22 protein-coding genes are annotated in these 16,712 nt (G+C 43.8%); 6 read left to right on the top strand and 16 right to left on the bottom strand.

Translation table 11 applies throughout. The annotated features are described in order from the left end of the window. Nucleotides 1-182 precede the first annotated feature (182 nt). From JaK3_RS10235 to JaK3_RS10275, 9 genes are all read right to left on the bottom strand, one after another. Nucleotides 183-734, bottom strand: coding sequence for a flavodoxin family protein (locus JaK3_RS10235; protein ID WP_068324496.1), 552 nt, complete (start codon nucleotides 732-734; stop codon nucleotides 183-185). Nucleotides 735-787: 53 nt separating this feature from the next. Beyond that, nucleotides 788-1,198: a DoxX family protein gene (locus tag JaK3_RS10240; protein ID WP_068324499.1), complete on the bottom strand. Its 411-nt coding sequence runs from the start codon at nucleotides 1,196-1,198 to the stop codon at nucleotides 788-790. 23 nt (nucleotides 1,199-1,221) lie between these two features. Beyond that, nucleotides 1,222-1,641 carry a MarR family winged helix-turn-helix transcriptional regulator gene (locus JaK3_RS10245; RefSeq protein ID WP_068324502.1) on the bottom strand — a complete coding sequence of 140 codons (420 nt, stop codon included), beginning with the start codon at nucleotides 1,639-1,641 and terminating at the stop codon, nucleotides 1,222-1,224. A 112-nt stretch (nucleotides 1,642-1,753) separates the two neighbouring features. After that, nucleotides 1,754-2,167: a hypothetical protein gene (locus tag JaK3_RS10250; RefSeq protein ID WP_068324505.1), complete on the bottom strand. Its 414-nt coding sequence runs from the start codon at nucleotides 2,165-2,167 to the stop codon at nucleotides 1,754-1,756. Between the two features lie 75 nt (nucleotides 2,168-2,242). Further along, nucleotides 2,243-3,223: a quinone oxidoreductase family protein gene (locus JaK3_RS10255; RefSeq protein ID WP_068324508.1), complete on the bottom strand. Its 981-nt coding sequence runs from the start codon at nucleotides 3,221-3,223 to the stop codon at nucleotides 2,243-2,245. A 34-nt stretch (nucleotides 3,224-3,257) separates the two neighbouring features. Next, on the bottom strand, nucleotides 3,258-3,692 hold the full coding sequence (locus JaK3_RS10260) for a DUF2452 domain-containing protein (protein ID WP_068324511.1): 435 nt from the start codon (nucleotides 3,690-3,692) through the stop codon (nucleotides 3,258-3,260). Between the two features lie 70 nt (nucleotides 3,693-3,762). After that, nucleotides 3,763-4,311 (bottom strand): DUF3833 domain-containing protein, encoded by a 549-nt coding sequence (locus JaK3_RS10265; RefSeq protein WP_068324515.1) that lies wholly within the window; start codon nucleotides 4,309-4,311, stop codon nucleotides 3,763-3,765. Nucleotides 4,312-4,314: 3 nt separating this feature from the next. Then, nucleotides 4,315-4,854, bottom strand: coding sequence for a chalcone isomerase family protein (locus JaK3_RS10270; RefSeq protein WP_240480938.1), 540 nt, complete (start codon nucleotides 4,852-4,854; stop codon nucleotides 4,315-4,317). A 5-nt stretch (nucleotides 4,855-4,859) separates the two neighbouring features. Next, a complete protein-coding gene (locus JaK3_RS10275) occupies nucleotides 4,860-5,270 on the bottom strand; it encodes a thiol-disulfide oxidoreductase DCC family protein (protein WP_068324521.1) in 411 nt (136 codons plus the stop codon). A 61-nt stretch (nucleotides 5,271-5,331) separates the two neighbouring features. Between JaK3_RS10275 and JaK3_RS10280 the strand changes: the two genes are divergently transcribed. Together JaK3_RS10280 and JaK3_RS10285 are read left to right on the top strand one after the other, a co-directional pair. Next, entirely contained in the window at nucleotides 5,332-5,706 is a 375-nt protein-coding gene (locus tag JaK3_RS10280) for a DUF2237 family protein (RefSeq protein ID WP_068324675.1), read from the top strand. Beyond that, nucleotides 5,703-6,602: a histone deacetylase family protein gene (locus JaK3_RS10285; protein ID WP_068324524.1), complete on the top strand. Its 900-nt coding sequence runs from the start codon at nucleotides 5,703-5,705 to the stop codon at nucleotides 6,600-6,602. Before JaK3_RS10280 ends, JaK3_RS10285 begins: the two co-directional genes overlap by 4 nt. A gap of 17 nt (nucleotides 6,603-6,619) precedes the next feature. Here the strand turns inward: JaK3_RS10285 and JaK3_RS10290 are convergent, their stop codons facing one another. Together JaK3_RS10290 and JaK3_RS10705 are read right to left on the bottom strand one after the other, a co-directional pair. Continuing rightward, the gene (locus JaK3_RS10290; RefSeq protein ID WP_068324527.1) at nucleotides 6,620-7,171 is read right to left on the bottom strand and encodes a phasin family protein; all 552 of its coding nucleotides are present in this window, start codon (nucleotides 7,169-7,171) and stop codon (nucleotides 6,620-6,622) included. A gap of 126 nt (nucleotides 7,172-7,297) precedes the next feature. Continuing rightward, entirely contained in the window at nucleotides 7,298-7,450 is a 153-nt protein-coding gene (locus tag JaK3_RS10705) for a hypothetical protein (protein WP_161484717.1), read from the bottom strand. A gap of 113 nt (nucleotides 7,451-7,563) precedes the next feature. Between JaK3_RS10705 and JaK3_RS10295 the strand changes: the two genes are divergently transcribed. Beyond that, complete coding sequence (locus JaK3_RS10295) at nucleotides 7,564-8,241, top strand: DUF1345 domain-containing protein (RefSeq protein ID WP_068324529.1); 678 nt, start codon at nucleotides 7,564-7,566, stop codon at nucleotides 8,239-8,241. A 92-nt stretch (nucleotides 8,242-8,333) separates the two neighbouring features. Here the strand turns inward: JaK3_RS10295 and JaK3_RS10300 are convergent, their stop codons facing one another. The 3 genes from JaK3_RS10300 to JaK3_RS10310 form a co-directional block, all read right to left on the bottom strand. After that, the gene (locus JaK3_RS10300; protein ID WP_068324532.1) at nucleotides 8,334-10,040 is read right to left on the bottom strand and encodes an amidohydrolase; all 1,707 of its coding nucleotides are present in this window, start codon (nucleotides 10,038-10,040) and stop codon (nucleotides 8,334-8,336) included. A 51-nt stretch (nucleotides 10,041-10,091) separates the two neighbouring features. Continuing rightward, nucleotides 10,092-10,919, bottom strand: a complete 828-nt coding sequence (locus JaK3_RS10305; protein ID WP_068324535.1) for a hypothetical protein — start codon at nucleotides 10,917-10,919, stop codon at nucleotides 10,092-10,094. 100 nt (nucleotides 10,920-11,019) lie between these two features. Continuing rightward, entirely contained in the window at nucleotides 11,020-11,823 is an 804-nt protein-coding gene (locus tag JaK3_RS10310; RefSeq protein ID WP_240480939.1) for a hypothetical protein, read from the bottom strand. A gap of 286 nt (nucleotides 11,824-12,109) precedes the next feature. On the opposite strand from JaK3_RS10310, the gene ahpC reads away from it, so the two are divergent. From ahpC to JaK3_RS10325, 3 genes are all read left to right on the top strand, one after another. Then, a complete protein-coding gene (ahpC, locus tag JaK3_RS10315; RefSeq protein ID WP_068324539.1) occupies nucleotides 12,110-12,673 on the top strand; it encodes an alkyl hydroperoxide reductase subunit C in 564 nt (187 codons plus the stop codon). 100 nt (nucleotides 12,674-12,773) lie between these two features. Next, a complete protein-coding gene (gene ahpF, locus JaK3_RS10320; RefSeq protein ID WP_068324542.1) occupies nucleotides 12,774-14,351 on the top strand; it encodes an alkyl hydroperoxide reductase subunit F in 1,578 nt (525 codons plus the stop codon). A 139-nt stretch (nucleotides 14,352-14,490) separates the two neighbouring features. Further along, nucleotides 14,491-15,126, top strand: a complete 636-nt coding sequence (locus JaK3_RS10325) for an NAD(P)H-dependent oxidoreductase (protein ID WP_068324545.1) — start codon at nucleotides 14,491-14,493, stop codon at nucleotides 15,124-15,126. Nucleotides 15,127-15,197: 71 nt separating this feature from the next. Here the strand turns inward: JaK3_RS10325 and JaK3_RS10330 are convergent, their stop codons facing one another. Both JaK3_RS10330 and JaK3_RS10335 read right to left on the bottom strand, forming a co-directional pair. Beyond that, a complete protein-coding gene (locus JaK3_RS10330) occupies nucleotides 15,198-15,773 on the bottom strand; it encodes a phasin family protein (RefSeq protein WP_068324549.1) in 576 nt (191 codons plus the stop codon). A gap of 231 nt (nucleotides 15,774-16,004) precedes the next feature. Beyond that, nucleotides 16,005-16,700 (bottom strand): nitroreductase, encoded by a 696-nt coding sequence (locus JaK3_RS10335; RefSeq protein WP_068324552.1) that lies wholly within the window; start codon nucleotides 16,698-16,700, stop codon nucleotides 16,005-16,007. Nucleotides 16,701-16,712 lie beyond the last annotated feature (12 nt).

Consider the following 16,712-nt stretch of genomic DNA (forward strand, 5'->3'; position numbering starts at 1 on the left):
CAAACCACCCCAGGCATTGTCTAAGAACCTATTGGCGCTGACAAACCAGAAAAAGTGGAATTAAGGGAATAATCCCTTTCAATTCAATTACTTATGAAATTATAAACCGACTCGACCAAGAACAAAAAAACCACCCGAAGGTGGTTTTCTCTATTAAATCAATTACTTAGCTCACACTGAAATCACTTTAGGCGCCTGGTAATTTCTGCAATACGCTGGCCATAGAGTCTGGCGGTCTCCAAGTCGCCCGCATTAACCTCATCCGCACTTGCGTCAGACGGGGTCTGCATCATCGCTCCAGCAGATGAGCCAACGTAGTTAATGTCATCACGCTTGGCAGCTTTAGAGTTGGAGGGCATCAACCCAGTTCCAACCCATATGCCATTGTGCTGCATTGCTAGAGTAAAGAAGTAATGCAAGGTGGAATGCTTATCACCATTCATCGTGGCTGAATTAGTAAAGCCACCGAATACTTTATCTTTCCACTGCTGTGAAAACCATTGCTTAGAACTTGCATCAGCAAACTTTTTAAATTGCCAGCTTACAGTTCCCATATAAGTTGGTGAACCAAAAACAATGGCATCAGCTTCATTTAAAGTTACCCACTGTGCATCCGTCAAATTACCTTCAGCATCAATTGCCACCAATGTAGCATTCGCACCTTTTGCAACTGCCTCCGCCTGTTTTACTGTGTGACCATAGCCACTATGAAATACCACTGCAATTTTTGTCATCAGAATCTCCTTTTCACATTTAACTTGTCAATCATTTTTTCTTTAAAACGCTGTTACTTCATTTCGAGTCTGGCATCAATAGAGTATCCGCCAGCCCCAAATACAGTTAACAGAAATAAACCGCCTGCCATACTCAGATTCTTCATAAACATGATGTTCTGCAGGTAAACCTGTTCTGGAGGAAATGTCCAGAAGTTATGGAATATAAAGGCTGCCAGGATAGAAAATAAACCTAGAAGTAAGCCGGCAATACGGACTTTATAGCCAATAATGATCGCAAGACCGCCAAGAATTTCTAAGGCAACTGTGAGCCCAGCGATGATCATTGGCATTGGCAATCCTTTGGATGCAATATAAGCAGTAACTCCATCGAATCCAAACACCTTGGAAAATCCCGCTGAAATAAAAATAGATGCCATTAATATTCTGGCAACCAAGGCTAAGAGTTTAGATGCTGAGTTCATGTTCTCTCTCCGTCTTGAATAATTTAATTTGTAAAAATATGGTTAATCACTTGCAAAGACTTGGTCACTTCTGCCAACTCTTTTTCAGATAGTTTTGAAAATGCTTTTTCTAAATGCTGAAGGTGCATTGGAAAAACTCTCTCAAATAAAGCTTGCCCCTCTTTAGTTAGACCAATCATTTGACTGCGGGCATCTTCTGGATTTAACTTGCGCTCCAAAATTCCCTTGACCTCTAAACGCTCTAGCACACCAGTAAGAGTGCCCTTGGTTACCAAAGTCTTTTCCCCTAAATCTTTGCATGTCATTGGTGGCTGATTACCCAATGTTGCAATCACATCAAACTGAGTCGTAGTCAATCCCATTGCTTTGACGTCGGGAGCCGAATATCTCTCAAATGATTGGTAGGCGGAAACCAGATTACGAAGGGTTGGTAAAAAGTTCATTTGTCTTTTATAAAGTACTAATTAGAACTAGTTTAGTACTAATAAGAACTAAATGCAAGAGTGAGCAATAAAAACCCACTTTTAAGTGGGTTTTAAGCAGAATTGAAGGATTTCATTTCCAGAAGAGTGAGATCTTTTGGGTTGAGTCAGCCTTTATGGAGACGGATCGCTTTTGAGTTACACCTCCATAAACGGCAACAATCAGGTAATCGCCAGGCACTAGGTTAACTAGCATATAAGGTCCATCTGCTTGAGCATCAAAGACTATTTGCTTTTTAGCTGCACTCATGATTTTGATGGTTGCGCCAAATATCCAGACGCCCCTGCCATTCTCAATTTGAGACATCTCCAAAAGCAATGGCCATTGCTTAGCCTCAGCAAGAATGGCTACCGTCTCACCCTCACCAACACCGCCAGTGATATAGGAAATTCCTTGTGAGTACTGCGTCTCCGGAATTTGCGCCAGAGACAAGGTACTCATTAAAACCAAATGGGTAGATAGGATTATTTTTAAAAGTGTTTTCATACTCCTATCCTACGCCCGATTGAGTTATAAAAAAAGCCCCGATAGACGGGGCTTTTGTACGTTAGACACTTAAGCCTATGGTGTCATCACAATTGCACCAGAAACTTTTCTACCTTCAGCAGCGCGATGTGCATCTGCTGCTTGCTCTAAAGAAAACTTAGCACCAATTTGTACTTTGACCTGCCCTTTAGCAATTGCATCAAATACTGCCTTAGCATTTTCTTTTAATAAGGCTGCAGTTGCGTTGTGAGGAAACACAGAAGGTCTTGTTAAAAACAGGCAGCCTTTCTTGTTTAAGATTTCTGGCTGAATCTCTGGAGCCGGTCCAGATGCAGCGCCGAATAAAGCAACTGTGCCAAATGGAGCGGCACAATCCAATGAGCCCAAGAAAGTAGTCTTTGCAACAGAGTCATAAACTACATTGGCTTTTTTGCCACCAGTCGCTTTAATGACTTCCTCAACCCAATTAGGCTGTGAGTAGTCGACAACCGCATCGCAGCCCGCCTCTTTAGCGGCAGCAAACTTTGCAGGAGAGCCTACTGTACCAACAATAAAGGCGCCTAAGGCTTTCGCCCAGCCCGCCAAAATCTGACCAACGCCGCCTGCAGCTGCGTGCACAAGCACCACATCACCAGCTTTTACTTTGTATGTTTTCTGGACAAGATATTGCGCAGTCATTGCCTTGAAGAAAACGGCTGCAGCTACTTCATCAGAAATACCATTTGGTATTGACACCAACTTATCCGCCGCAACATTACGTGCACTTGCGTATGCACCGATACCAGCGTTCATATAAACCACGTGATCGCCAACCTTAAAGTCAGTGACACCATCACCCACAGCTTCAACAACGCCTGCAGCTTCATGGCCAAGGCCAGTAGGCATCTCTAGAGGGTAAACACCAGAGCGCTGATAAACGTCAATGAAATTAAAACCAATCGCGGTTTGACGAATTTGCACTTCACCTTTTGCTGGTGGAGGCAGTTCTTTGTCTATTACTTTGATTACGTCTGCGCTACCTAGTTCAGTCAGACTAACAACTCGAGCTTTTGTCACGTGTCACCTTATTGTTTTTATAGAGAGAAAATAATCATACAGTAAGGGCATCTTCTTCAATTACTGCCCAGGTACTGTCACCTAACTTCTTCACCGCCATCGAATAGGTCCAACCATCTGGAATACCGCAGCTCCATTCTCTTGGACCATTCTGAATTAAGACATTGACGCTATTTCTGCTGTCGTAATAGAGGTGGTAAATTTTTCCGTGGATTGGATTAAAGCTAAATTTGGCACCATGCACCATCTCGGTAGCATCAAGCCTTGCTTGCAAGGCTTTTGCTTGCTTCATTAAGACTTCAGCTTGCTCCATAATGCGGTCGTACTCCAACTTCGCATTCTGGCGCGCTACGTTAACAGCCTTGTCTTTTTCTTCGGTGACCTTGATAGGCGCAAATACAGGGGCACCCACTTCCATTGGATATTCAATCCCTGCATGGCGCGCTGGATCGGTATCTTCGATTCTCATGAAATGCCCTGTATTTCTAAATTAATAAATGATGTTCGCGGAAAGTGTGACACAAATCCCATGCTTTTGCTTAGCGCTTGTAGAAGCTCAAGGTTACTTCGCCGAGCTCAATGCCAAACTTACTCATTTTGGCCTTATTGAGCATTACTTTAGGCGTAACTAGATACATCCAATCATTAAATTGAACGTTGTAAATAGTGCCATCAACTGGCAAAGCAAGGGTATAAGTCCAATTTAGGGCATTGCCAGCCAATTGACCCTGCGCGTCTCCCACCACGTCATCCGCTCTACCAATGTAATTTCCCGGGGACTGCTCTGTAAGTGTCCAAATACGCTTTTGCTTAGTGCCATCAGAATATTCAAAGCTTTCATCTAGGGTGCCTACTTTTTTTCCATCAACCATTGTCCAATTTGCTTTGATTAATACCGTAAAGCGTTTCTTTACTTCACCACTGCGGTCAGTAAAGATGCCATAGGCATCGATCGTTCCAGAAAAATATTCGCTCAAATCGAGGACGGGTTTTTCATTGGCGTATTGAGAAACTTGTGGCGTTGAGCATGACACCAAAAATAGCCCAAAGAATGCTAATGTGATGATTCGGGAAAGAAGGGATTTCATGAATTAACAAGCCTCACTAAAAATGGGTGGGGGACAGGATTGTCCAAGTAACTCAGTACGCAACTTAGGAGCACTTGTTTTTGGGTCAAGCCAAATCCCAAAAAATGCTTTTGAAAATTCAGCCCCTGGTACTTGAGCGATCTGCTTGCCGTCGTGATAAAAAGTTGTCCCTTGCTTGGGGGAATATATTGCTGTTAAGGTTTGTCCAGACTCAACATTCGGCAAGAAAGTAGTTAACTCTCTCCCCCAAAGCACTGCCTGAGCCTCTGGCACCCCAATGCGTTTCATCTCTTCAGCGCTACGATTGGCAATGGATGCTCCTGAAAAAGATTTTTGGTAGCGTAAATTCAACGCGAAATCGGGCGAGGAAAGTGAGCCAACCCGATAAAACGCGGCATCATACACATGGAGACCAAACCAAGTTAGTCGACCGCTACCCTGCAATTTTGCAGAACTGATATTTGGAGGTAATTCAATTGGCTCGCGAGCAAAGCCATTTGTTAAGAACACGGTCAACAAAGTCAGTACCAGAAATAATGGCATCCTCTTCATGACGGAATCACCCCTGATTTGGATTTGACTAAACGAAGTGCGGCCGGCCCAAAAAGACTAGAGATTGCATGTCTATTTTTAGCAAAAAACATATACCCCAATTTTAGGAATGGCTGCAAAGACTTTCTTGAAAAGAACCAGGCAAGACGCGGCAAATCCGCTCGGCGATAAGCCTCAGGAAATACAGCAACGCCTTGTATTAATTTTCCGCTAGCAAATTGGCCATACATGGCTGCTAGGGCAGCCTCACATGAGACACCCAATTTTTGAGGGTCAAACCGCTCAGAATTAATGTCAACAAAGTCCAATAAGTTAGCTTGATTGCGTCCTGACAAAAAAAGAATCTCCGCCTGACATAGTGGGCAAGCGCCATCATAGAACAAAGTGAGTTTCTCTAGTTGAGTCATGGTTAAGCAAGTTTACGGCTTATTCAATAAACTGGTTGGCACTAATACTATTAAGGTTGTTATGCAAAATGAGATTGCACTGAATGTATTTGGAGAGCCACTGATTCCCTGCTCCTTTGATCCTCTAACAGGGTTTTTTAGAGATGGTTGCTGCAAAACCAACGAAGAAGATGTGGGTAGTCATTTGGTATGCGCCATCGTTACAGATGCCTTTTTGCAATTTAGCCTGCAAAAGGGGAACGATCTCATTACCCCCAGACCAGAGTATCGATTCCCTGGTTTACTTGCGGGTGACCAATGGTGCTTATGTATCAATCGCTGGGTTGAGGCATTAAACGCCAATTGCGCTCCATATATCAAGCTAGAAAGTACACACATTAAGGCGCTGGAAACAGTGCCGATGAACATCCTCAAGGAATACGCGAGAGAAGTTTGAAGGCTTTTTATACCGACCATTTTGTATTGCCGTTACCGGCAGGGCATCGCTTCCCGATGGAGAAGTACTCACGCTTGCGAGATTTAGTGGGATCGCAAGCAGGTATTGAGCTGGTTGAAGCGCCGTCAGTAACAGATACGCAAATTTTGTATGCTCATGATCCAAGCTACCTCATTAAAGTGATAGAGGGAACACTTTCAGCACAAGAGCAAAGAGAAATCGGCTTTCCCTGGAGCAGTCAAATGGTTGAGCGCTCACGACGTTCAGCAGGCGCCACTGTAGCCGCAGCCAAAACGGCTATCCAAGAAGGTATCGCCGCCAATCTAGCTGGAGGCACTCATCATGCCTATCGCGATACCGGAAGTGGATTTTGTGTATTTAATGATTCCGCTATCGCAGCACGGACTCTGCAAAAAGAAATTAACCCATCCCTAAAAGTTGCTGTGATTGATTTGGATGTTCATCAGGGAAACGGCACTGCAGCCATTTTGCAAAATGATGATTCCATCTTCACTCTATCCATTCACGGGGAAAATAATTTTCCCTTTAAGAAAGAGCAAAGTGATCTGGATGTGGGCCTGGCTGATGGCAGCAATGATGAAGTCTACTTGCACTCATTGAGTACAGCCCTTGATCAATTAGATTCACGATTTAAGGCAGATTGCCTGATTTTCTTGGCTGGCGCCGACCCACATGAGGGCGATCGACTCGGAAGACTGAATATCAGCAAGGATGGGATGCGTCTGCGAGATGAAATGGTGTTTCAATACGCACTAGATCGGCAGCTGCCTATTGCATTCTCAATGGCGGGCGGCTACGGCAAAGAAATTGAATCTACTGTCGATATTCATTTTCAGACTATCAAAATCGCCCTGCAATTTCAGAAACAATATTGAACTACAACCTTAAAGGCTCAACCCTTCTTTTTTGAAGAGCCTTTTTGGCTTGAAAGATTGCTGACATTCTCAACGCTCTTCTCAAAATTAGTGAATGAGTCAGCCATTGCAGCACGAATCAATTCAAAATTCTGTAACGCGTTATTGAAAGATGTTTTAAATACGGATACATAAGCCTCGCTGCCAACTGGCGCGTTATCAGTAGCTTCATTTACAAAGTGAATGAGGTCTGCTTTAGATTCCTGAATCATTGTTTCAGCAATATCAGTCAACTCCTGATTACCACTCTTTAATACTTGCAATAACTGATTGTGATATTGAGCAATCTCTTTAGCCGCATCCTGCAATACCTCAGCATGAACATACTCGAAAGCAGATTTAGGGTCTTGAGTCTTCATGAGCTCAGACACCCGCTTCTGAATCATCGCAGCCAACTCTTGTGTAGCTTGCTGATTGATCTGCGTAATCGCCTGAGCACTTTCTATCGCCACACGTCCGGCGGCTCTGGTTGCATCAACAGCACTTTGTTGTCCCGGCATAGCTTTCATATCAAATGGTTTCTTGCTCATATCAACCTTTCAGATGGGTAATGTCAGATACCAATCTACTCCACTAAGGATGGGTTTCTATAGAGAAATACCAGTAGATGGAGCCCCCTGCAGCAAGATAGGCACCAGATATTTGAATAAACTAGCTTATGCAGCCCAGCGAACAGATGGGGTAAGCATGTTAATCAAACTTGCTAAATCAGCCTCAGCGAGCCTTGTCGATAAATAAGCAAAAATGCAGGCGGCCAAAATAATGAGTGCGCCCGCTACTAAGCTCCAACTTCTAATATTTGAACGCACTTTGCGGCCCTCCACTTAATTAAGCTTGTTAGTACTGTCTATCACCATTCAATCACAAAGAAGTGCAATCCTGGAGATGTCAGACTTTATTTTAAGTGCATACTAGTATCACTATGAAAGCGACACACTGGACACAACACTGGCACCACATCAGCGCCATATCAAGACTGATTATTGTCGCCATTGCTGGCTTTGGGGCATTTTTTCTGCTCTCCTCTGAGTCTTCCTCCACCATTAGCCTAGCCCTCTCTTGGGCGCTAGCAGGAAGTCTTTACTTGGCTCTTACCTACATCATGATGTTCTATTCAACCCAAGAAAATATCTTGTGGCTTTCAAAGAAAGAGGATGATGGCGCTGCAATCATCCTGCTCATCATTATTTTGGCAGCAGCTGCAAGCCTGATCACTATCGTGATCATTCTCTCGGGCATTAAAACCCTTCCTATTCATTTGGCTATTCGTCACGTTTGCCTAGTGCTAAGCACATATGCGATCTCTTGGTTATTTGTACATACAGCTTTTGCCCTGCATTACGCTCACGCCTACTATCAAGAGTTTGAGAAAACCAAAGAAGCCCCTTTGCTATTTGCCGGCAAGCAAAGGCCTACCTATGTAGACTTTCTTTACTTTTCTATGGTAATTGGTATGACTTGCCAGACTGCTGACGTCAACATTGCCAGCTCCAGAATCCGGTTTTTAGTCATGATCCAGGGAATGACTGCTTTTGTGTTTAACGCTTCCCTGCTTGCACTAGCGATTAATCTTATTGCTGGTGTTGTGGCATTTACTTAAGCTCAGTTTAGTTTTCTAAGTTGTTGTAGGCAAATAAAAACACCCGCATCAGCGAGTGTCTTTATTAAATACCGACAACAATTAAGAGATATTTACTGCAGGCTAACTGGCTTGCCATCAATCCACGTACCTTTTACTTTAATATTACGAATATCAGTTGGCGCTGTTTGACGAGGATTCTTTTCCAAAATAACTAAGTCGGCTTGTTTGCCTACTTCTAAGCTGCCCACGATATTGTCTGCAAAAATTTGATAGGCAGCGTCGATGGTGATGGCACGTATTGCATCGTCAACCGAAACCGCTTGATCAGGCCCTAAAACCTTTTGGGGTGGCAACTGCCATAAGCGCGTTACTTCTTCGCTAACGTAATTCAAAGGACCCACATTTGAAACGGGTGAATCACTATGCAATGTAAATTTACCGCCTGCACGTTTGAAGTCTCCTGCTGGATCTATACGCTTAGCACGCTCTGGTCCAATAATATGATCGTTAAATGCAGCGCCCCAATAATCTACGTGGCCAATAGTGAAGCTAGGCACCACTCCTAACTTGGCTGCCTGCTTTACTTGGGCTTCAGTATTAACAGTGAAATGCTCCATACGCAAACGACGATCTTGAGGCTTAGGATTACCGGCAAGTAATTTTGAATAGCTCGCAAGAGTTTGATCAATTGCCTTATCACCATTAGAGTGAGTAGAAATTTGCCAGCCCTGATCAAAGAACCCCTTCATGGACGCATAAATTTCAGCATCTTTAAAGTTCAACGCTCCGCTCCATTTGGAGTTTTTTGGATAGGTATAAGGTGCATTTAGAGCGGCCGTTAAACCTTGAGTAGAACCATCTGAAATATATTTAATACCAATAAAGCGCAATTTGTCATCGCCCTCATTTGGCTTAACAGAGGTTTTGCCTGTAGGTAAAGCCTCGCTAAATAAATAGCCGCGCACTCGAATAGGTGCTGCATCTTTAGCAAAAATAGCCTTATAAATTGCAACCTCTTTATCAACGCCGAAATTCCCGCCAACACTCATTTCAGAAGCAGTAGTTACACCGGTTGAGGCAATTTTTTTCATGGTGCCTTGAATAGCGCCAAATAATTGAGCCTCGGTAGGAGCTGGCATCTTTGCCATAAATGGCAAGTAAGAAGGTGGCTCTACTAATTTGCCTGTCAGCTTGCCTTTAGCATCCTTCACATAAATACCGCCACCTGGAGGATTTGGTGTTTTATCTGTAACGCCAGCTAACTCCAAAGCCTTGTGATTTACATAGCCAATATGACCGGATTGATTCACGATAAAAATGGGAACATCTTTCGAAACCGTATCTAAATCATCCGCAGTGAGCTCAGCCATAAAAGGTGTGGTGCGTGATGGATCAACACCAAAGCCAAAAAGCCATCCGCCAGCAGGCACGTCTTTGAGGGCGGCCTTCATTTTCTTAATCAATGTTTCTTTGGTGTCATAAGGCAAAGTAAAGTTACTTAAATTCAAGCCCAAGCCTTCGAACACTGAGGTCACCAGGATATGCACATGAGGCTCTACAAAACCTGGCATCAAAGTTTGACCTTTTAGATCGATCACTTTGGTAGATTCAGTCTGCCATTCTTTAGTAACCGCATCTTTAGTGCCGACTGCAACAATCTTGCCATTTTGTACTGCGAGCGCCTGAACTTCTTCGTTCTTAGCATTCACTGTCACAATGGGACCACCATAAAAAATCGTATCGGCATTGCCTTTAGCAAAGGTGACTGCGCATTGCGCCATTAACAGTGCGGAAAGTAGTTTTGGTGCGAGTTTCATGTTTTTGTCCCAGCGCTTAATTGATTAATCCAGTATGAGTGGTCGGCGTATTTAAAACTTAAATGTTGCAGCTATCTGCGGACCCTTAAAGGTAGTTTTCTGCAAAAGCCCATCACCATTCATGTCGTAGTACAAGGTACGATAGGCAAGCGATACGTCCACCCATTTTTCAAATGTTTTACCCACGCCAAGAACACCCTGCCAAGTCATATTGGTAGTGCCGCCACCGCCGCCGATGTCCGCATAAAAGGGAATGTACCAAGTGGAGTCAGCAATACGATAGCGACCCTTAAAGCCGACAATGGGATCAAGAGTGGAGACAGATTTAGAGTCAACCACACCTCTCGAGTATCCAAATGCAGACAAGTCTGCCGAGACAGTAGCAGTTGCCATGATGCCGCGCGCACCTAATAACCCATCCAGGTAAATATTCTGATTGCTGAGGACCGTATAGGTTGCCGCTCCAGTAATTATATTTTGTTGCAACGTGACCTTATCTGCGACATTAACCGGTACTACTGCGCCACCCAATGAAGGCGGCTTCACAGAAACATTTGAATTACCTGTTGTTTGAAGAGTTGCAGAGACGAGATCGCCGAAGATGCCCCATTTACCGTAATGCGCTTCGGCAGTAATCATGCCGCCTGATTTCAGATCACCCAGCACATTACTCGTAGAAAGCGTGGCTGTATTAAGGTAGCGGTCGTTATAAAAGAGTGAAGAGGTTACTCCGGAGCCCCACAAATAAGGAGTAACCTCGAAGCGCCATTCATCTGCAATTTTGGGGAGTGGCGATAAATCTTGATCAGCATGAGCAACGCTCGCGGTAGTCAAGATTGCTGAAACTGAGAGGAATGACGCCAGAATTTTTTTCTTCATAAAAGCCCTATTGGGGATCGATGCTGATTGGGTAATATTTACTACTAATTTTGAAAGAAATTATAGACTGCAGAGCCAATATCCAAGGGAGCATTGGTGCCTAAAAGTTATAAGAAATCTTCGCATAGGTGGACCAGTCATACTGGCGATAGGTTTGTACCACCTGCTTGCTTCCGCCTATAGCAAATACCCAGTTTTTTGTTAGACGATGTGTCACCATCGCATCAATTGGCACAAACCAGCCTCCGCCAGCAGAGTTATAAACAGCGCCGTTTTCGTCCCAAAAACGCAGCATGGTATTGGGGGATAACTGGAAGCCAACGGTTGGATAAAGCTGCAAGCTTCGCATTAATGCTGGCTGAGTTGGATTCACAACAAGACTATTATTTTTGGTATCAAAGCCGTACATATACCGAATCAGCGGAGAGAAATCTGTCAGACCCAAAAGACTATTAACTGTAGGTACAAACGACCAGTTCAATTGCGGCCCCACTGCCCACTGTCCATTGTTGCCAAATGGAAATATGACGCGCCCACCAACCAAAGCACCCAAAGGCTTCAGAAAAGTTTTGTCCTGCCCCCAGATAGTGACCATGGTGTTACCGGCACTGTACTGCCCTGCATTATTGGCTGAAGAAATCGAGTTGTAACTGGAGGCATAAGAAGTATCTAAACGGATACGCCCTTGCCAATCGCCCGCTTCGAGAGGATTGTAGTAACGTAACTTCAAAACATTTTGATAATTATCGTTATTGTCGTAATTGTGATAACCCCAAAACTCCAGAACCTTATTGTTAGTCAAGCGCTGAGAATCATTGTCGAACTGCGAGAGTGGCACAAACAATTCTTCTGCATGGCTAGCCGAAACGAAAAGAGTGAAAAGGAAAAATAAAAACAATTTCATAAAAGGTGATGGCGCTCGATACTGGCGCTTTTTTACATTTATCTCTTTAATGGGGCACTATAGCCCAAAGATGTACCTAGATCCTTTAAAACTCCAAAAGGTCAATTCCACCAAATAGCGTTATTTAGGCCACCCTGAGGGCGAATGAAGCCCCTAGAGCCTATTATCAATAAATTCGATCATAAATATCAAATTTATTCATTAGACAAATAAAAAACTGAGGTTCAAAATCCACTCAGTTGCATTAGCTACTAAAAAGATTGATTAACCAAAACAAGGAGCACAGATGTCCATCATCAATACTGCAGTTCAACCATTTAAAACCGAAGCTTTCCATAACGGCAAGTTTGTAACGATTACTGACGAAACCCTCAAAGGTCATTGGTCAGTTCTGATTTTTATGCCAGCAGCATTTACTTTCAACTGCCCAACAGAAATTGAAGATGCGGCTGAGAACTATCCAGAATTCCAAAAGATGGGTGCTGAAGTGTATATCGTGACAACTGATACACATTTCTCACACAAAGTTTGGCATGAGACATCTCCTGCTGTTGGTAAAGCAAAGTTCCCACTCGTTGGCGATCCAACACACACATTAACAAATGCATTTGGCGTTCACATTCCTGAAGCAGGTTTGGCATTGCGCGGCACATTCATCATCAATCCAGAAGGTGTGATTAAGACTGCAGAAATTCACTCTAACGAAATCGCACGTGACGTTTCTGAAACATTGCGCAAGCTAAAAGCTGCACAGTACACAGCTGCACACCCAGGCGAAGTTTGCCCAGCTAAGTGGAAAGAGGGCGCCGCAACATTGACTCCTTCTTTGGATCTCGTAGGCAAGATCTAAGCTGAAGCTCTAATCCATAGACTCTCTTCGGAGAGTCTATTGGAGAGGACAACATCCTGCCCAATAGACTCACCTAAAAAAATTACCCAAGGAAATTACCATGCTCGATACCAATATCAAATCTCAGTTAAAAGTGTATTTTGAAAAGATTGTTAGCCCTATCGTTCTCGTAGCAAGCCTAGATGAAGGCGACAGTTCAAAGCAGATGCTTGAACTCTTAAATGAAGTGGCTGAGCAGTCTGACAAGATTACCGTCAAAACAGATGGTAAAGCTACGCATACTCCTAGCTTCACTGTAAGCAAGCTCGATCAAGAAGCGCGCATTATCTTTGCGGGCCTACCAATGGGCCATGAAATGACCTCTTTCATTTTGGCCATTTTGCAAGCCAGCGGCTATCCAGCAAAAGTAGAGCAAGAGATCATTGATCGCATCATTAAGCTTGATAGCAAGCTCAACTTCCAGACTTTTATTTCCTTGTCATGCCATAACTGTCCTGATGTTGTGCAAGCACTCAATCTCATGGCTGCCCTAAACCCAAACGTTACCCATGAAATGGTTGACGGCGCCCTCTATCAAGAATTGGTAGATCAATTCCAAATCATGGCGGTACCAACCGTGATCTTGAATGGCGAAGTGTTTGGACAAGGCCGCATGAGTGTTGAAGAGATTGTGGCTAAGCTCGATACTGCAAGCCCTAAAGAAGAGGCTGCAAAGCTCTCCGCCAAAGATCCATATGACGTTTTAGTTATCGGCGGTGGACCTGCTGGTTCAGCGGCGGCAATCTACGCAGCACGTAAAGGCATCCGTACCGGCATCGTGGCAGAGCGCTTTGGCGGCCAGGTCATGGATACCATGGGCATTGAAAACCTCATCTCTGTTAAAGAGACTGAGGGGCCTAAATTGGTTCAAGCGCTTGAGCAACATGTAAAGAGCTATGAAGTCGACATCATGAATTTGCAGCGTGCTAATGCATTGCGCAAAACTGCCAATGGTCTTGAAGTGGAATTGGTTAATGGTGCGGTACTGAAAAGCAAATCCGTTATCTTGAGCACTGGTGCTCGCTGGAGAGAAATGAATGTTCCTGGCGAACAAGAGTACCGTGGCAAAGGTGTTGCCTACTGCCCTCACTGCGATGGCCCTTTATTCAAAGGCAAGCGTGTTGCCGTCATTGGCGGTGGTAACTCTGGCGTTGAGGCTGCAATTGATTTGGCCGGCATTGTGAGCCACGTCACCTTAATTGAGTTTGATAGCAAATTACGTGCTGATGCAGTGCTTCAGAAGAAAATGGCTAGCCTGCCAAATGTAACCGTCATCATGAGCGCTCTTACCAAAGAGGTATTGGGTGCAGGTGGCAAAGTCAATGGCTTGCGCTACCAAGATCGCACCAATAATTCTGAGCATACTCTTGAGCTTGAAGGCATCTTTGTGCAAATTGGTTTATTGCCAAACACGGATTGGCTCAAAGGTACTCTTGATTTGTCAAAACATGGCGAAGTCATTGTGGATGCAAAAGGTGAAACTTCTTTACCTGGAGTATTTGCAGCGGGTGATTGCACGACTGTTCCTTACAAGCAAATCATCATCGCCATGGGCGAAGGTGCCAAGGCTTCTCTCGGCGCATTTGATTACCTGATCCGCTCATCAGTTACTGAGCCTGAAGAGGCCTTAGCTGCCTAATAGAATCAAGAGAATCTGTAGTTAAAAAAGGGGTCTTAGGGCCCCTTTTTACATGCAAATGAATTGCCAGTTATTGAGACTATCAAGATATAAATTACACTGAACCATCTATATATTCACCAATCTTAAAGGAATCAGAATGAGCTTAATTGAGAATCTACAGTGGCGTTACGCAACTAAAAAAATGGATCCGACAAAAGCCGTACCCCAAGAAAAGGTTGAGCAAATTTTAGAAGCTATTCGGCTAACTGCGAGCTCCAGCGGATTACAGCCATATGAGGTGCTAGTCATTACCAATAAAGCTATTCGTGAAAAGATTAAGGCGATTGCTTGGGACCAAACTCAAATAGTTGATTCTTCTCATTTGCTAGTTTTTGCAGCCTGGGATACCTACACAGCAGATCGCATTAATCAATCATTTGATATGACCGAGAAGATTCGTAACTTCAAAAGTGAAGCAGGTGATATCTATCGTCAAAAGTTACTCAGTGGCTACACCTCTCGTGATGCTGAAACCAATTACACCCATGCAGCAAAACAAGCCTATATTGGATTGGGGACTGCACTCATTGCAGCCGCCTATGAGCAAGTAGACTCCACGCCAATGGAGGGATTTGATGCTGCAGCTCTAGATGAAATCCTAAACCTCAAAGAAAAGGGTCTGCGCAGCGTGGTCATGCTGCCATTAGGCTACAGAAAAGCCGATGAGGATTGGTTGGTGAGCCTGAAAAAAGTCAGAAAGCCCAAGGAAAGTTTTATTACTTGGATTGAATAAGTAATCTCATTCCTGGAAAAACAAAAGCCACCCGAAGGTGGCTTTTTTTAACACTAAAACTAAGCAGCTAATTAAGCAGAAGCTTTACGGCTTTTAGCAGCTGGCTTAGCAACAGCGTATTGACCTTGAATGTTTGCCATAGCAGCATCAACACTCTTCTCAAAGTTAGCAAATGCGTCAGTTGCAGATGCGCGAACTTGGTCGAACTGTTGGAGTGAAGACTCAAATGCAGTTTTGAATGCAGAAACAAATGCCTCAGAACCAGCAGGAGCTGTCTTAGTAGCTTCTTTAACAAACTTAACCAAATCAGCGCGTGCGTCATCAATAGAAGCGTCAACTACTTGAGCAACTTCTTTGTTACCGTTACGAACTACTTGGTTTACTTTAGCTTGGTAAGCAGCGGCGTATTTAGCAGCTTCTTGAGCAGCTTCTGGCTGAGCCAATTTAGCCAATTGTTGTGGATCTTTGATTGCTAACAATTGTGAGCTTGTATCTTGAGCAGCAACCAAAGCGTCTTTAGCAGCAGCTTGGTTGATTTCAGCTAATTCTTGAGCGCTTTCAACAGCAACTTGTGCCAAATGTTTAGCGTTTTCGATAGCTTTTGCTTGTGCAGCAGCGAATTGGTCGTTTAATTGAGCTTGGAACATGATCTATCCTTTATTTAATAAATGGTTTTTTATTGCGATGCACCATTTTAAGAGCCACATTTTCCAAAAGCAATATATTTTTGTTGCAAAGCAACATATTTTTTACCAAACCGCATTTCAAGGCTTTAAATGAGGTATATCAATAACTTAGATATAAGCTCTTTAGATTTAATTGCCTAATAATTAGGCAGAAATCGCCAGCAGTGGCAAGAACTCCTGAGCTAAATAACTCTATTTAACCCAGGTAGTGAATTCCTCAGCAGCCACTCGGGGGGTGTGAAAGGTATTCACCAAGGCATTTTTATCGGCATACCCTAGTGCCATACCGCACACCAGCATCTCATTCTCCTTGGCGCCAATAGCGGGCAAGATGATCTTTGCGTAATCATTCCAAGCTGCCTGCGGGCAAGTATCCAAACCCTCACCTCTTGCGGCGACCATGATGTTTTGCAAGAACATTCCATAGTCAAGCATTGAGCCTCTACCAAGCTCCTTGTCGATTGTGAAAAATAAACATACGGGAGCGCCAAATGCTTCAAAGTTTTTGCGATGCTGTGCATGCATCTTGTCTTTATCGCCCTTAGTAATTCCTAGCAACCCATATAAGCCCCAGCCATTTTCACGACGCCTATCGATGTAGGGGCTAAACCATTTGGCGGGGTAATACTCATAAGCAGGTTGATATTCTTTTGCTAACTCTGGATTGGCGGCAATACTGTCATACGCCGCACATACTTTTGTACATAGATCTTTGAGAGCAGTCCCTTCTATGACATAAGCTTTCCAAGGTTGAGTATTAGTTCCAGAAGGTGCGCGCGCAGAGATATTGAGTAGCTTGAGAATGATGTCTTTTGAAACACCCTCTTTTGTGAATGCACGCACTGACATGCGCGATGTAATTGCTTCAGCTGGAGTTATTTCTTTCATTACTGACCTTTG

Source organism: Polynucleobacter yangtzensis (assembly GCF_001595965.1).
GTDB classification, from domain to species: Bacteria; Pseudomonadota; Gammaproteobacteria; order Burkholderiales; family Burkholderiaceae; genus Polynucleobacter; species Polynucleobacter yangtzensis.

Coding starts and splice junctions, on each gene's coding strand:
- ahpF (WP_068324542.1), top strand. CDS start 12,774: ATGCTCGATACCAATATCAAATCTCAGTTAAAAGTGTATTTTGAAAAG.
- JaK3_RS10300 (WP_068324532.1), bottom strand. CDS start 10,040: ATGAAACTCGCACCAAAACTACTTTCCGCACTGTTAATGGCGCAATGC.
- ahpC (WP_068324539.1), top strand. CDS start 12,110: ATGTCCATCATCAATACTGCAGTTCAACCATTTAAAACCGAAGCTTTC.
- JaK3_RS10240 (WP_068324499.1), bottom strand. CDS start 1,198: ATGAACTCAGCATCTAAACTCTTAGCCTTGGTTGCCAGAATATTAATG.
- JaK3_RS10295 (WP_068324529.1), top strand. CDS start 7,564: ATGAAAGCGACACACTGGACACAACACTGGCACCACATCAGCGCCATA.
- JaK3_RS10245 (WP_068324502.1), bottom strand. CDS start 1,641: ATGAACTTTTTACCAACCCTTCGTAATCTGGTTTCCGCCTACCAATCA.
- JaK3_RS10265 (WP_068324515.1), bottom strand. CDS start 4,311: ATGAAATCCCTTCTTTCCCGAATCATCACATTAGCATTCTTTGGGCTA.
- JaK3_RS10270 (WP_240480938.1), bottom strand. CDS start 4,854: ATGCCATTATTTCTGGTACTGACTTTGTTGACCGTGTTCTTAACAAAT.
- JaK3_RS10235 (WP_068324496.1), bottom strand. CDS start 734: ATGACAAAAATTGCAGTGGTATTTCATAGTGGCTATGGTCACACAGTA.
- JaK3_RS10305 (WP_068324535.1), bottom strand. CDS start 10,919: ATGAAGAAAAAAATTCTGGCGTCATTCCTCTCAGTTTCAGCAATCTTG.
- JaK3_RS10330 (WP_068324549.1), bottom strand. CDS start 15,773: ATGTTCCAAGCTCAATTAAACGACCAATTCGCTGCTGCACAAGCAAAA.
- JaK3_RS10335 (WP_068324552.1), bottom strand. CDS start 16,700: ATGAAAGAAATAACTCCAGCTGAAGCAATTACATCGCGCATGTCAGTG.
- JaK3_RS10310 (WP_240480939.1), bottom strand. CDS start 11,823: ATGAAATTGTTTTTATTTTTCCTTTTCACTCTTTTCGTTTCGGCTAGC.
- JaK3_RS10275 (WP_068324521.1), bottom strand. CDS start 5,270: ATGACTCAACTAGAGAAACTCACTTTGTTCTATGATGGCGCTTGCCCA.
- JaK3_RS10250 (WP_068324505.1), bottom strand. CDS start 2,167: ATGAAAACACTTTTAAAAATAATCCTATCTACCCATTTGGTTTTAATG.
- JaK3_RS10325 (WP_068324545.1), top strand. CDS start 14,491: ATGAGCTTAATTGAGAATCTACAGTGGCGTTACGCAACTAAAAAAATG.
- JaK3_RS10280 (WP_068324675.1), top strand. CDS start 5,332: ATGCAAAATGAGATTGCACTGAATGTATTTGGAGAGCCACTGATTCCC.
- JaK3_RS10260 (WP_068324511.1), bottom strand. CDS start 3,692: ATGAGAATCGAAGATACCGATCCAGCGCGCCATGCAGGGATTGAATAT.
- JaK3_RS10290 (WP_068324527.1), bottom strand. CDS start 7,171: ATGAGCAAGAAACCATTTGATATGAAAGCTATGCCGGGACAACAAAGT.